11 protein-coding genes and 2 pseudogenes are annotated in these 12,306 nt (G+C 71.3%); 4 read left to right on the forward strand and 9 right to left on the reverse strand.

Annotation, left to right across the window (positions count from 1 at the left end):
- Nucleotides 1–4: 4 nt before the first annotated feature.
- Nucleotides 5–271, forward strand: a pseudogene (locus tag AB0M27_RS16310) (1,4-beta-xylanase); the annotation flags it as partial.
- Nucleotides 272–290: 19 nt separating this feature from the next.
- Here the strand turns inward: AB0M27_RS16310 and AB0M27_RS16315 are convergent.
- From AB0M27_RS16315 to AB0M27_RS16345, 7 genes and pseudogenes are all read right to left on the reverse strand, one after another.
- Nucleotides 291–1,088 carry an HAD family acid phosphatase gene (locus AB0M27_RS16315; RefSeq protein WP_365722140.1) on the reverse strand — a complete coding sequence of 266 codons (798 nt, stop codon included), beginning with the start codon at nt 1,086–1,088 and terminating at the stop codon, nt 291–293.
- Nucleotides 1,089–1,632: 544 nt separating this feature from the next.
- Nucleotides 1,633–3,345, reverse strand: a complete 1,713-nt coding sequence (araD, locus tag AB0M27_RS16320) for an L-arabinonate dehydratase (RefSeq protein WP_365722142.1) — start codon at nt 3,343–3,345, stop codon at nt 1,633–1,635.
- A gap of 8 nt (nt 3,346–3,353) precedes the next feature.
- The gene (locus AB0M27_RS16325) at nt 3,354–4,265 is read right to left on the reverse strand and encodes a dihydrodipicolinate synthase family protein (protein ID WP_365722144.1); all 912 of its coding nucleotides are present in this window, start codon (nt 4,263–4,265) and stop codon (nt 3,354–3,356) included.
- On the reverse strand, nt 4,262–4,972 hold the full coding sequence (locus tag AB0M27_RS16330; RefSeq protein ID WP_365722146.1) for a GntR family transcriptional regulator: 711 nt from the start codon (nt 4,970–4,972) through the stop codon (nt 4,262–4,264). The genes AB0M27_RS16325 and AB0M27_RS16330 overlap by 4 nt, the downstream gene beginning before the upstream one ends.
- A gap of 120 nt (nt 4,973–5,092) precedes the next feature.
- Nucleotides 5,093–5,311 (reverse strand): annotated as a pseudogene (locus AB0M27_RS16335) (MBL fold metallo-hydrolase); the annotation flags it as partial.
- Nucleotides 5,312–5,677: 366 nt separating this feature from the next.
- Nucleotides 5,678–6,259 carry a TIGR03086 family metal-binding protein gene (locus AB0M27_RS16340; RefSeq protein WP_365722148.1) on the reverse strand — a complete coding sequence of 194 codons (582 nt, stop codon included), beginning with the start codon at nt 6,257–6,259 and terminating at the stop codon, nt 5,678–5,680.
- 4 nt (nt 6,260–6,263) lie between these two features.
- Nucleotides 6,264–6,707 carry a DUF6010 family protein gene (locus AB0M27_RS16345; protein ID WP_365722150.1) on the reverse strand — a complete coding sequence of 148 codons (444 nt, stop codon included), beginning with the start codon at nt 6,705–6,707 and terminating at the stop codon, nt 6,264–6,266.
- A 143-nt stretch (nt 6,708–6,850) separates the two neighbouring features.
- On the opposite strand from AB0M27_RS16345, the gene AB0M27_RS16350 reads away from it, so the two are divergent.
- Nucleotides 6,851–8,083, forward strand: a complete 1,233-nt coding sequence (locus tag AB0M27_RS16350) for an MFS transporter (RefSeq protein WP_365722152.1) — start codon at nt 6,851–6,853, stop codon at nt 8,081–8,083.
- On the opposite strand, the gene AB0M27_RS16355 is transcribed toward AB0M27_RS16350, so the two are convergent.
- Both AB0M27_RS16355 and AB0M27_RS16360 read right to left on the reverse strand, forming a co-directional pair.
- Nucleotides 8,020–9,183, reverse strand: coding sequence for a hypothetical protein (locus AB0M27_RS16355; RefSeq protein WP_365722154.1), 1,164 nt, complete (start codon nt 9,181–9,183; stop codon nt 8,020–8,022). The two genes, AB0M27_RS16350 and AB0M27_RS16355, sit on opposite strands and share 64 nt — an antisense overlap.
- Nucleotides 9,184–9,214: 31 nt before the next feature.
- Nucleotides 9,215–10,156 (reverse strand): 5-dehydro-4-deoxyglucarate dehydratase, encoded by a 942-nt coding sequence (locus tag AB0M27_RS16360; RefSeq protein ID WP_365722156.1) that lies wholly within the window; start codon nt 10,154–10,156, stop codon nt 9,215–9,217.
- A 213-nt stretch (nt 10,157–10,369) separates the two neighbouring features.
- Here AB0M27_RS16360 and AB0M27_RS16365 point away from each other — a divergent pair, with 213 nt between their 5' ends.
- Both AB0M27_RS16365 and AB0M27_RS16370 read left to right on the forward strand, forming a co-directional pair.
- Complete coding sequence (locus AB0M27_RS16365) at nt 10,370–11,179, forward strand: NAD(P)-dependent oxidoreductase (protein ID WP_365722158.1); 810 nt, start codon at nt 10,370–10,372, stop codon at nt 11,177–11,179.
- A 294-nt stretch (nt 11,180–11,473) separates the two neighbouring features.
- Nucleotides 11,474–12,244, forward strand: a complete 771-nt coding sequence (locus AB0M27_RS16370) for a DeoR/GlpR family DNA-binding transcription regulator (RefSeq protein ID WP_365722160.1) — start codon at nt 11,474–11,476, stop codon at nt 12,242–12,244.
- Nucleotides 12,245–12,306 lie beyond the last annotated feature (62 nt).

Consider the following 12,306-nt stretch of genomic DNA (forward strand, 5'->3'; position numbering starts at 1 on the left):
GGACCTGACCGACACGTCGTACGGCTTCGTCGCCGACTGCATCGGCAGCGGTGCGATCCAGCGCGGTGAGGGCCCGACCGTGTTCCGGTCCAACACCGAGAAGAAGTGGTACCTGTTCATCGACGAGTACGGCCTGCGCGGCTATGTCCCCTTCGAGACGACGGACCTCGCCTCGGGCAAGTGGACACAGTCCAGGGACTACGCGCTGCCGGCCAGCCCCCGCCACGGCACGGTGCTGCCGGTGACGGGGGCCGAGTACGAGCGGCTGCTCAGGACGTTCGGCCAGGGCCTCAGCTGACGAAGTACGTCGGGTTCGGCAGCTTGTAGGTACGGTCGGCGTAGCCACCGTCGAGGTCCGAGTACTGGTCGCCGAAGTTGGCGATGATCTCGTACCCCAGGTCGTCCTCGATGTGCTTGCGCGTCCCGGACTTGTACTGCACGGTCGTGCAGTTCCAGGCGTTCGGGGTGGCGCAGTCGCTCAGGTAGGCCGGCGGATTGGCCTTGTCCTTGAGGAACATGTGGTCGGCGTCGAGGTTCACATCGGCGCCGTTCTTCTTCAGGTTCGCGACGGCGGCTGCGCGCTGGGCCTCGGTCAGACCGGAGTTGTAGAAGACCTCGACGCCCTTGGACTCGGCGTACTGCACCAGCTCGGGGCTGCCGAAGACGGCGGGGCGGTCGGCGCGGTTCACGTAGTCGTTCCACGTGGTGGAGTTGTACGTGTAGTTGTAGCGCTTCTCGTAGTCGAGGCTGAGCAGCAGCGTGTCGTCGATGTCGAAGACGACGGCCGGCTTCTCGCCGTGGCGGTGTGCCTTGCGGGCCGCCTTGTCGATGTAGCGCTTGGCGTCGGCGTCGATGCCGGCCAGGTCCTGGGCGTACGGGCTGTCCGGGGACGCCTGATAGACGCCGTTGCTGTCGGCGTGGGTGCCGTAGTAGGTGTCGATGTCCTTCACCAACTGCCCGATGTTGTAGGGCTCGTGGGTGGAGTTGGCCGTCGACTGCCCGGCGGTGGCCACGCCCGCGCCGTACAGCGCGACACCGGCGAGAGCACAGGCCGCACCGGCGGCGACGACTCTGTGGGACTTCCGCATGGATTCTCCGGATCTGGTGGATGAGAGTGATGTACCAGGTCAGGGATTATCTACGCGCATAACAACCTTCGCTGCGAGGCCTGTTATCCGATCGATACAGTGTTCTGCGTGATCAGCGTGCACGGGCAAGGGCACCGGGAGAACGAACCCGCGTACCGGCCGCAGGACTTCGTCGCGGACGGCGCTCTGCGCGACGTCCGCGTCCTCGGCACCACGCTCGACGACTGGCGGCGTATGTTCGAGGCGCTGCGTGCCCTGCCGGGACGGCACGTCCTCACATGGACCCTCGCCGGCACCAAGGACACCGGCGTTCCGGATGCCGCTGCTCTGGTCCGGGCTCGCTCAGGACCCGCAGGAATCGGTGAGCCTGGCCGTCGACATCGCAGGCACGTGGTTCACCCGCCACTTCTTCGAGCTCGAGGAAACCGAGTCACCTTCGACCCCCGCGACGTGGTGGACCGGGAGACCTTCGAGCCTGTTCGCGACTTCATGACATGGCTGGGAACATCCACCGGCCGGGAAGTCATCGTGACCATGGGGGGGATCACCCCGCGTACGGATCCGGCACCGTGCCCGGCCGGGCCAGGAACTCGAAGTCGCAGCCGGTGTCGGCCTGCGTGATCTGTCCGTTGTAGAGGACGCCGTACCCGCGCTCGTAACGGGCGGGCGGCGGTGTCCACGCGGCTCGTCGTCGCTCCAACTCCGCGTCGTCCACGTGGAGATGGAGGCTGCGGGCCTCGACGTCCAGGGTGATGAGATCGCCGGTGCGCACGAGCGCCAGGGGTCCGCCGACGTACGACTCCGGGGCCACGTGCAGCACGCAGGCGCCGTAACTCGTGCCGCTCATCCGGGCGTCGGAGATCCGGACCATGTCCCGCACGCCCTGCTTGAGCAGGTGGTCGGGGATGGGGAGCATGCCGTACTCGGGCATGCCGGGGCCGCCCTTGGGTCCGGCGTTGCGGAGCACCAGCACGCTGTCGGCGGTGATGCCGAGCGCGGGGTCGTTGATGGTGCGCTGCATGGTCCTGTAGTCGTCGAAGACGACCGCAGGGCCGGTGTGCTCGAGCAGGTGCCGCTCGGCGGCGATGTGCTTGATGACCGCGCCGTCCGGGCAGAGGTTACCGCGCAGGACCGCGACCCCGCCCTCGCTCGCGACCGGGTTGTCGCGGGGGCGGATGACGTCGTCGTGGTGCACCTGGGCGCCCAGGAGCTGCTCGCGCAGGGTGTCGTACGACACCGTCGGCCGGTCCAGGTGGAGCAGGTCGGTGATCCGGGACAGGAAGCCGGGCAGGCCGCCCGCGAAGTGGAAGTCCTCCATCAGGTACTTCCGGCCGCCGGGGCGGACGTTGGCGAGGACGGGCACGGTCCGGGCGATGCGGTCGAAGTCGTCGAGGGTGAGCTTCACCCCGGCGCGGCCGGCCATGGCGATCAGATGGATCACGGCGTTGGTGGAGCCGCCGAGGCCCAGCACCGTCGTGACCGCGTCCTCGAACGCCTCACGCGTGAGGATCCGCGACAGCCTCCGGTCCTTGCGTACCAGCTCCACGGCCGTCATCCCGGCCTTGGCGGCCATCCGGTCGTGCCCGGAGTCGACGGCGGGAATGCTCGACGCGCCCGGCACGGTCACGCCGAGGGCCTCGGCGGCGGCGGTGAGCGTGGACGCCGTCCCCATGGTCATGCAGTGCCCCGGGGAGCGCGCGAGCCCGCTCTCCAGCTCGGTCATCTCGCAGTCGCCGATGAGACCGGCCCGCTTGTCGTCCCAGTACTTCCACATGTCCGTACCGGACCCGAGCACCTCGTCTCGCCAGTGCCCCGGCAGCATGGGCCCGGCAGGCACGAAGACGGCGGGCAGATCGGCGCTGGCCGCGCCCATCAGCAGCGCGGGCGTGGACTTGTCGCAGCCGCCCATCAGCACGGCCCCGTCGACCGGATAGGACCGCAGCAGTTCCTCGGTCTCCATCGCCAGCAGGTTCCGGTAGAGCATCGGCGTCGGCTTCTGGAAGGTCTCGCTCAGCGTCGAGACCGGGAATTCCAGAGGAAACCCGCCGGCCTGCCACACCCCCCGCTTCACGGCCTGGGCGCGATCCCGCAGGTGCACATGGCAGGGGTTGATGTCGGACCAGGTGTTGAGCACGGCGATCACGGGCTTGCCCAGGTGCTCCTCGGGCAGATACCCGAGCTGCCGGGTCCGGGCCCGGTGACTGAACGACCGCAGTCCGTCGGTCCCGTACCACTGATGGCTTCTCAGCTTGTTCATGTCGTTCTTCATATGGACCATCCGGCGACGACGGCCGCGACCTCGGCGCGCTCGTCCTCGGGCAGCGGCCTGCTCGGCGGGCGGACGTCCCGGCGGCACAGGCCGAGCGTGGCGAGGGCTTCCTTGACGACGGTGACGTTGTTCGCGGAGCCGTGGGCGGCGCGGAGTTCCTCGAAGCGGCGGATCTGCTCCCAGACCTTCATTGCGGCCGGATGGTCGCCGGATCGAAGCGCTTCAATCATGTTCAGCGAGACGGCCGGGGCGACGTTCACGAGCCCGGAGGTGAAGCCGGTGGCGCCCGCGGAGAAGTAGGAGGGGGCGTAGGGCTCGGCGAGACCGGCGACCCAGACGAAGCGGTCGAGGCCCGCGTCACGGGCGAAGGCGGCGAACCGTGCGGCGTCCGGTACGGCGTACTTGACGCCGATGATGTTCGGGCAGTGGTCGGCGAGTTCGGCGAGCCGGGCGCCGGGCAGCTGGGCGTCGCGGATGTAGGGCACCACGCCCAGCTCGGGCACGGACTCGGCGATGGCGCGGTGGTAGTCGACCCAGCCGGCCGCCGAGACGTACGGGTGGACGGGCTGGTGGACCATGACCATCGGGACGCCGAGGTCGCGGGCGTGCCGGGCGGAGGCGATGGCGGTGGGCAGGTCGTGTCCGACGCCGACGAGGATCGCGGCGCGGTCACCGGCCTCCTCGACGGTCGACTCGGTGACCAGGCGGCGCTCTTCGGGGGTGAGGGCGTAGAACTCGCCGGTGTTGCCGTTCGGGGTGAGGGTGCGGATCCCGCCGTCGAGCAGGCGACGCAGCAGGGCCCGGTGGGCGGCGGTGTCGACGGAGCCGTCCGCGGCGAAGGGGGTCACCGGGATGGCCACCACGTCGGCCAGGGCCGCCCGTTGGCTCTCGAACGTCACGCTGCTCATGGATGACCTTCCTGTGCGTGGGGGGCGGCTACCTCGGTTTCTCCGGTGTCCTCGGTGTCCTCGGTGTCCGAGGTGTCCGAGGGGAATGCGCGCCGGACGAAGGAGGCGATGTGGGCGTGCAGGGCGCTCGCCGCGCCGTCGGCGTCGCCGTCGAGCGCGAGCCGGAGGATCTCCCGGTGCTCGGCGGCCTCCCGCTCCCAGGAGGGGTCGGCGGCCCAGGCGACTGCGGAGACCAGCGCGGCCTGGTCGCGGACCTCGTCCAGCATCCGGCCGAGCAGCGGGTTGCCGCACGGCAGGTACAGGGCGCGGTGGAACTCCCGGTTGGCGAGCGACCGTTCGGCGGTGTCGTGGGCGGCGTCGGCCCGGCTCAGCGCGTCACGCGCGGTGTCGAGTGAGGCACCCCGACGGACGGCCCTTCGCAGCGCCTCGGGCTCCAGCAGCAGCCGCACGTCGTAGACCTCGCGTGCCATGTCCGCGTCCACCATGCGCACCGTGACGCCCTTGTACTGGTTCATCACGACGAGACCGGTCCCGGCGAGCGTCTTCAGCGCCTCTCGCACCGGGGTCTTGGACACCCCGAACTGCGCGGCCAGCTCCGCCTCGACCAGGGCCTGACCGGGTGTCAGCTGCCCGGTCAGGATGCGGCGTTTGATCGCGTCCAGCACGAACTGCGTGCGGGACGGGATCGGGGTGGGCACAGAGGTCATGCAGCCCTCTCGGATCTCATGTATCGCGTCTCATATATGACATACGAAGTACGACGCGTTGAAGGTAGGAGGGGGGCCGTGTTTCGTCAATGCCTCTGACAAAGAAGGGGGGCGGCGACCTCAGACGGTGCGGGTGTCGCCCTCCACGGCGGTGTGCGTGGGCCGGCCGGAGACTGCGGCGGCGCGGGCGGTGGCTTCCTCACGGGTGAGCGTGGGTCCGACATGGGTGACGAGCAGTTCGCGTACCCGCGCCTCGAGGGCGATACGGCCCGCGTCCTGCGGCGTCAAATGGATCTGGTGGCCTTCGCGATGCTCATCGGTGTCCGCCTCGCACAGGAATCGGCGACACCGCGCCTGTTCCCGCACAGAATGTCGTCCCATCGACGGGCGAGCGGCGGACTGGAGATCTCCACCGCTTCCCGCAGCAGGCCGTCGGCGGCGAGCGCGTGGAGATATTCGAGACTTTCGGGAGTTTCGTCGGCGGCACCTTCCGTAATGTCGGCGCGGGTTGCCTCAGAACATTTTTCGGGCGGCGTGGTGGGAGCCGCCCCCCGGTGCGCCTCCGCAGGCCCGGATTCCGGGCTTTTCCCGACTCGGCCCGCGGCCGGAAAAGGGATTTTCCGGCCGCGCAGAAGTGCCGCTGGAGCATGTCCCGATCTATTTTCGCGATAATGCGATGATCGATGCTTCTGTGAGGTATTTCCGTTACGGACGCCACCCCGGGTCCCGCCCGCTCAGACCCACCACCCGGTCCAGCAGGGGTGCCTCCGGCGGCACCGGGACGACCGGCCCGAAGATGCCGCCGCCGCGGTTCGGGTCCTGGGCGGCCGCGAGCAGGAAACCGTGGGCCGAGTCGAGGGCTGCGGGGTCGGGAGCATAGGGCCGGCCGACGGCGCGGGCCAAGTCCCAGCCGTGGACGACCAGTTCGTCGGCGACGACGGCGCCGGCGACATCGCCGGGCAGGTTCACCCCGCCCGCGCGGGTCATGCCGGTCCAGGCGTCCGGTTCGCGCCAGGCGTCGGCCAGTTCGTCCAGGACCTTGGGCAGCTCCTCGCGCCAGCCGGGGCCGATGTCCGGGACGGCGGCGTTCGGGTTGGTGTCCGTCGTCGTACCGAGGTCCTTGCGGGCCGCGTCCCGGAAGGCGACGGACAGGTGCAGCAGGTGGCCCAGCAGATTCCGCACCGCCAGGTCGGGGCACGGTGTGCGGCCCGACAGCTGCTCGTCGGTCACGGACTCGGCGAGCCCCGCCAGGATCCGGGTCTGCGGGCCGAGGTCGATCATGGTCATGCCGCTACTCCTCCACGGTTGCACTCGTACGAAGGACTGACCGGCCGACCCGCGAAAACTCATCGGTGCCGCGCGGCCATCGCCACGGCGATCGCCCGCCGCCCAGGCACCACACCGCGATCACCGGGTCGCACAGCGCGCAGCCGAACGAGGAGTCATGGGCGAACGGGATGATCGGGTGTCCCTTGAGGTGGTGCACGACGTCCCAGGCCGTGTGCAGCAGCCAGCCGACGCCGATCCAGGCCCAGGAGTCGAGGCCCTTGTAGGCGACAAAGGTGGCCACCGCGGTGAACGCGAACTCCCAGCCGCCGAGCCCGCCGCCGCTGAGGTAGGCGGCGCCCGCGCCGGCGACCATGACCGCGTTGAGGCGGCGCCGGTGGCGTTCCGGGACGAGGGACATCAGCAGGACGTAGACGATACCGATCAGGATCGGGGCGATGTAGCGCATGACGCCGACAGTAGGTTCGGGCGGGCGCGCGCCCCAGGGGCATTTCTGACAGGTTCCGACGGATTGTCGCCGTCTGCCGGCCCTCCGGGACAGGGCATCTTACCGATCCGCGCCCGCCCGCCTTAGACCCACGATGAGCAGGCATGACGACTTCATGGACCCTGCTCCCCGTGCTGCGGGACCGCAACACGGGGCTGTATCTGACGGCGGTGGTGGTGTCGAGCTTCGGCAACTCCGCGCTGTTTCTGGCATCGGGTGTGTGGGTGAAGGACCTCACCGGGTCCGACGGCCTGGCCGCGCTCTGCATGCTCGCCATGTGGGCCCCCACCCTGGCCGGACCGCCGCTGGGCACGATCGCCGACCGCGTGCCACGCAAGCCCCTGCTGGTGGCCCTGAACGCGGGCCTGGCGGCCCTGCTGCTCACCCTGTGCACCGTGGACTCCCCGGGCGGTCTGTGGCTGCTCTTCACCGTCCTGCTGGTCTACGGCGCCGCCGAGGTCGTGCAGGACGCGGCCGAGTCGGCCCTGGTGACCGCGGCGATCGGCCCGGAGCGCCGCGGCGACTTCAACGGGCTGCGCATGGCCGTCACCGAGGGCATGAAGCTCGTCGCCCCGCTGACCGGGGCGGGTCTGTACACGGCCTTCGGCGGCCCGGCCGTCGCCTGCCTGGACGCGGGCACCTTCGTGGTCGCCGCCAGGCTCTACGCCCTGCTGCGGGTGCGCGAGGAACGGCCCGCCCGGTCCGGCGGCAGCCGGCGCGAGGAGACCGCGGAGGGCGTCCGGCACCTGTGGGGTCACCCGGGGCTGCGCCCGCTGGTCCGGGCGGGCGGTGCGACGATGCTCCTCACCGCCCTGTGCAGCACGACGCTGTACGCCGTCGTCGACCGGCTCGGCCACTCCCCCGCGTACGCGGGCGTGCTGTACGCCGTCCAGGGCGCCGGTTCGGTGGCGGCCGGGCTCATCTCGGGCGCCGCGCTGCGGCGGCTCGGCGCGCGCCGGTTCGCGGCGGCGGGGATCGCGCTGACGGCGCTCGCGGTGGCCGCGCGTGCCGTGCCCTCGGACGCGGTGGCCCTCGCGTCGTCCGCGGCGGCCGGTCTCGGCCTGCCCTGCGTGCTCGTCGCGGTCTTCACCGCCGTGCAGCAGCAGACGCCCGGCCCACTGCTCGGCCGGGCGACGGCCACCGCCGGCACCCTGGTCTTCACGCCCAACGCCGTCGGACTGGCCGCAGGCACGGGGCTGGTCGAACTCGTCTCCCCCGCACTGCTGTTGCCGCTGTACGGCCTCGCGCTGCTCGGGACGGGCGCTTCCCTGGCTCAGCGCGCGGACAGCGCCTCGCGCACCGCCACCAGGTCTCCGTCGGACGCCAACCCGGCGTGATAGAGCCGCAGTTCGGTCGCGCCCTGAGCACGCGCGCGTGCCGCGTCCGTCGCGAGGGTGCCGGGGCTGCCGCCCATCCCGGAGACGACGGTGAGGTTGGCGGCCAGCACCGTCCGCTCCCGGCCCTGTTCGGCGAAGGGCGCCAGCAGGGCCGTACCGCCGGTGCAGGGCACCACCACGCCGTCGGCCGCGGCGATGACGCGGGCGGGGTCGGCGCCGGCGTTGGCGCCGCAGTGGTAGGAGACCGGGTCGGCGTGCAGCAGGACCTGGAAGCCGGCCGGGGCGGCGGCGCGTACGGCGGCGACGGCCTCCTCCTGGAGCGTGCCGGCGGTGTCGTCGCGCCACGCGCGCGTGCGGGCGGCCTTCTCCTCGCCGAGCAGCTTCTCGACCGTCGGCCAGCCCTCGTCGCCGGTCGCGCCCCGCCACAGCGGCTCCAGCGCGGTCCGCACGGAGGCGGCCAACTCCCCAGGTTCCATGCCCTGTTCGGCGTACCCGGCGCGGCAGGACGGGCAGAAGCACAGGGACATCAGGTACTGCCCGGCCTCGCCGAGACCGACCCCGGAGATCTTGTCGTGGGCGTGCAGGTGCTGGAGCCCGTACCAGCCGAGGGACTCCAGCTCGGTGCCGTGCGCGCCGGGGCGTACGGCGGCCTCGGCGGCCAGGTCGACCAGGTACGCGCGCGTGGCGGGCTGGGCGATGCAGGGCGCCCACGGGTAGTGGTCGCCGTAGGCGTTGACCACCGAGGTGTCCGGGTGTTCGGCGCCCAGGCGGGAGTTGTGGGCGAGCACGACCCAGGTGTGCACCTCCAGGCCCGCCGCGGCCAGGGCTGCAGCCGCCTCGCCGTAGGAGTCGCCGGGGGCCCAGCGGCCGGCGGGGTACGGCCTGAGGCCGCGGCCCGCCCAGCGGTCGCCCGGCGGGTAGAGCACGGCCGCGTACTCGGCGGTGACGATGCGGTGGCGGGGGTGGCGCGGGGTCAGGGCCCGCGTGGAGTGGTAGGCGGCGGCGAGGGTCACCTGCTCCACGCCGAGCCCGGCGATGCGCGCGGGCGCCTCGGGATCCCCGTCGACATCCCAGGGGTAGACGAACGCCGACGCCTTCACGCTGTCCCCTCCAAGCCGTACCGACGCCGGCTCACGCGTCCTCCTCCAGCAGCGCGTAGCCCCGCTCGATCAGCTGGGCGAGCTGTTCGACATGGTCCTCCGCCGGTTCGTGCAGCGGGGGCCGGACCTCGCCGACGTCCAGGCCGCGCAGCCGTACGCCCGCCTTGACGAGCGAGACGGCGTAACCGCGGCCCTGGGCGCGCAGTTCCACGAACGGGCGGTAGAAGCCGTCCAGAAGGCGCCGCAGGGTCGCGGTGTCGCCCTCGGTCAGGGCCCGGTAGTAGGCGAGGGCGATCTCGGGGGCGAAGCAGAAGACGGCCGAGGAGTACAGGGGGACGCCGAGGGCGTGGTAGGCGAGCTGGGTCTGCTCGGCGGTGGGCAGACCGTTGAAGTACAGGAAGTCGCCGGTGACTTCGGTGCGTACGGCGCTGATGATCCGCTGCATCAGATCGAGGTCGCCGAGGCCGTCCTTGAGGCCGATGATCCCCTCGGCGCGGGCGAGTTCGGTCACCGTCCGCGGGGTGAAGACGGCGTTGTCCCGCTGGTAGACGATGACCGGCAGGGCGGTGGCCGCGGCGACCTCCCGGTAGTGCCGCAGCAGCCCCTCCTGACCGGCGAGGACGAGGTACGGCGGCATGGCGAGGAGGCCGTCGGCGCCTGCCCGCTCGGCGAGACGGGCGTAGCGGATGGCGAGCGCGGTGCCGTAGCCGGCGCCCGCGACGACCGGGACGCGTCCCTCGGCCGCCTCCACGGCCACCCGGACGCAGGCCTCGAACTCCTCGGGCAGCAGCGCGTGGAACTCCCCGGTGCCGCAGCAGGGGAACACGGCGGCGGCACCGGCGGCGACGCCGCGGCGGACGTGGGTGCGGTAGACGTCGAGGTCGAGCGAGCCGTCGGGGCCGTAGGCGGTGACGGGGAAGAAGAGCGGCCCGCTCGGTTCGCGGAGCCGTTCGGTGAGAGGGGCTGGCGTCACGGGCTCTCCCTTGAGACACGCCGGTGCATGTTTCTGATCCACGTCTATATTTCTGAACGCAACCACGCTAAGGGGCCCACTTATGGCAGGTCAAGCAGGCAAACTCGCAACACTCGGAGCGAATTCACTGACATCACGGGACACTTGACGGTGCACGGCGAAAGTCTCTAGCGTGTCCATGTATGTGAATATCGGCCACAAGGAGAACCGAGGATGCCCGCTCCCCGCACCGTTCTGCTCACCGGCGCCGCCGGCGGACTCGGCACCCTGATGCGGTCCCTGCTGCCGGAGTACGGTTACACGCTGCGCCTGTTCGACGTGCGCCCCATCGACGACGCGCCGGACGCGATCACCGCCGACCTCACCGACACGGCCGCCCTGCGCGAGGCCGTCCGGGGCGTGGACGCGATCCTGCATCTCGCGGGCATCTCCCTGGAGGCCCCCTTCGAGAAGATCCTGAAGTCGAACATCGAGGGCACCCACAACCTCTACGAGGCCGCCCGCCAGGAGGGCGTGCCCCGGATCGTCTTCGCCTCCTCCAACCACGCCGTCGGCTTCACCCCGGCCCCGCGCGCGGGCGAGCCGCTGATCCCGATCGACACCCCGCGCCGCCCGGACACCTTCTACGGCCTGTCCAAGTCCTTCGGTGAGGACCTCGCCCAGCTGTACTGGGACAAGCACGGCCTTCAGACCGTGTCCGTGCGCATCGGCTCCTGCTTCCCGGAGCCGACCAGCGTGCGCATGCTCTCGGTGTGGATGAGCCCGGCCGACGGCGCCCGCCTCTTCCACGCGGCCCTGACCGCCGAGGAGGTCGGCCACACGGTCGTCTACGGCTCCTCCGCCAACACCCGGCTGTGGTGGGACCTGACCAGCGCGCGGTCGCTCGGCTACGAGCCGCAGGACGACTCCGAGCCGTACGCCGAGAAGCTGATCGCCGAGCAGGGCGAGCTGGACCCGGCGAACCCGGCACACAGCCACCTCGGCGGGCACTTCGTGAACGACCCGCCGATCTGGCCGTACTGAGCCTCCCGGGCGCCTCGGGCAACTGTCCGAAGATCCCCGGCGGCGCAAAACGATCGCGCACGCGCGCGGGCGGGCACCGAACGGGCCCGCCCGCCGCCGTGTTCGGGCATCCACGGCGCCCGCTCCCACCCGGCCGGGCACCGCCTCGCAGGTCCGCGCCGGGCACTGCCCTCGGTAAACGGGCGCAAGCGGGCAGTATCGGGCCCGCAACAAGCCTGGTCACTGTCGCACACCCGCTGTAGAACTTCCCCCAAGGGTCCGAACGGGCAGTTCCGCGGGAAAGTGGGTGACGAGATGAGCACAAGGACGGCGGAAGAACGCCAGCGCGCGATCGTGCGGGCCGCGCGCGCCACCGGCTCGGTCGACGTCACCGCGCTCGCCGCCGAGCTGGGCGTGGCCAAGGAGACCATCCGGCGCGATCTGCGCGCCCTGGAGGACCACGGACTGGTCCGCCGTACGCACGGCGGCGCCTATCCGGTGGAGAGCGCCGGCTTCGAGACGACGCTCGCCTTCCGCGCCACCAGCCACGTGCCCGAGAAGCGCCGGATCGCGACCGCCGCGGCCGCGCTGCTCGGGGACGCGGAGACGGTCTTCGTGGACGAGGGCTTCACCCCGCAGCTCATCGCCGAGGCCCTGCCGGCCGGCCGGCCGCTGACCGTGGTCACCGCGTCCCTGCCGGTCGCGGGCGCCCTGGCGGAGGCCGAGCAGATCTCGGTGCTGCTGCTCGGCGGCCGGGTCCGGGCCGGCACGCTGGCCACCGTCGACCACTGGACCACGAAGATGCTCGCCGGTTTCGTCCTCGACCTCGCCTACATCGGCGCCAACGGCATCTCCCGCGAGCACGGCCTGACCACGCCCGACCCGGCGGTCAGCGAGGTCAAGGCGCAGGCGATACGGGCCGCCCGCCGCACCGTCTTCGCGGGCGTCCACACCAAGTTCGGCGCGGTCAGCTTCTGCAGGTTCGCCGAGGTCGGCGCGCTGGAGGCGATCGTGACGAGCACCCAGCTCCCGGCCGCCGAGGCCCACCGCTACTCCCTGCTGGGCCCGCAGGTCATCCGGGTCTGAAAGTCCAACCCACTCCCCTAGAGGCCCTCCACACCGCTAATTGCCCCTTATCTCCCGATATC

It is taken from the genome of Streptomyces sp. NPDC052107, assembly GCF_040680215.1.
GTDB lineage: Bacteria > Actinomycetota > Actinomycetes > Streptomycetales > Streptomycetaceae > Streptomyces.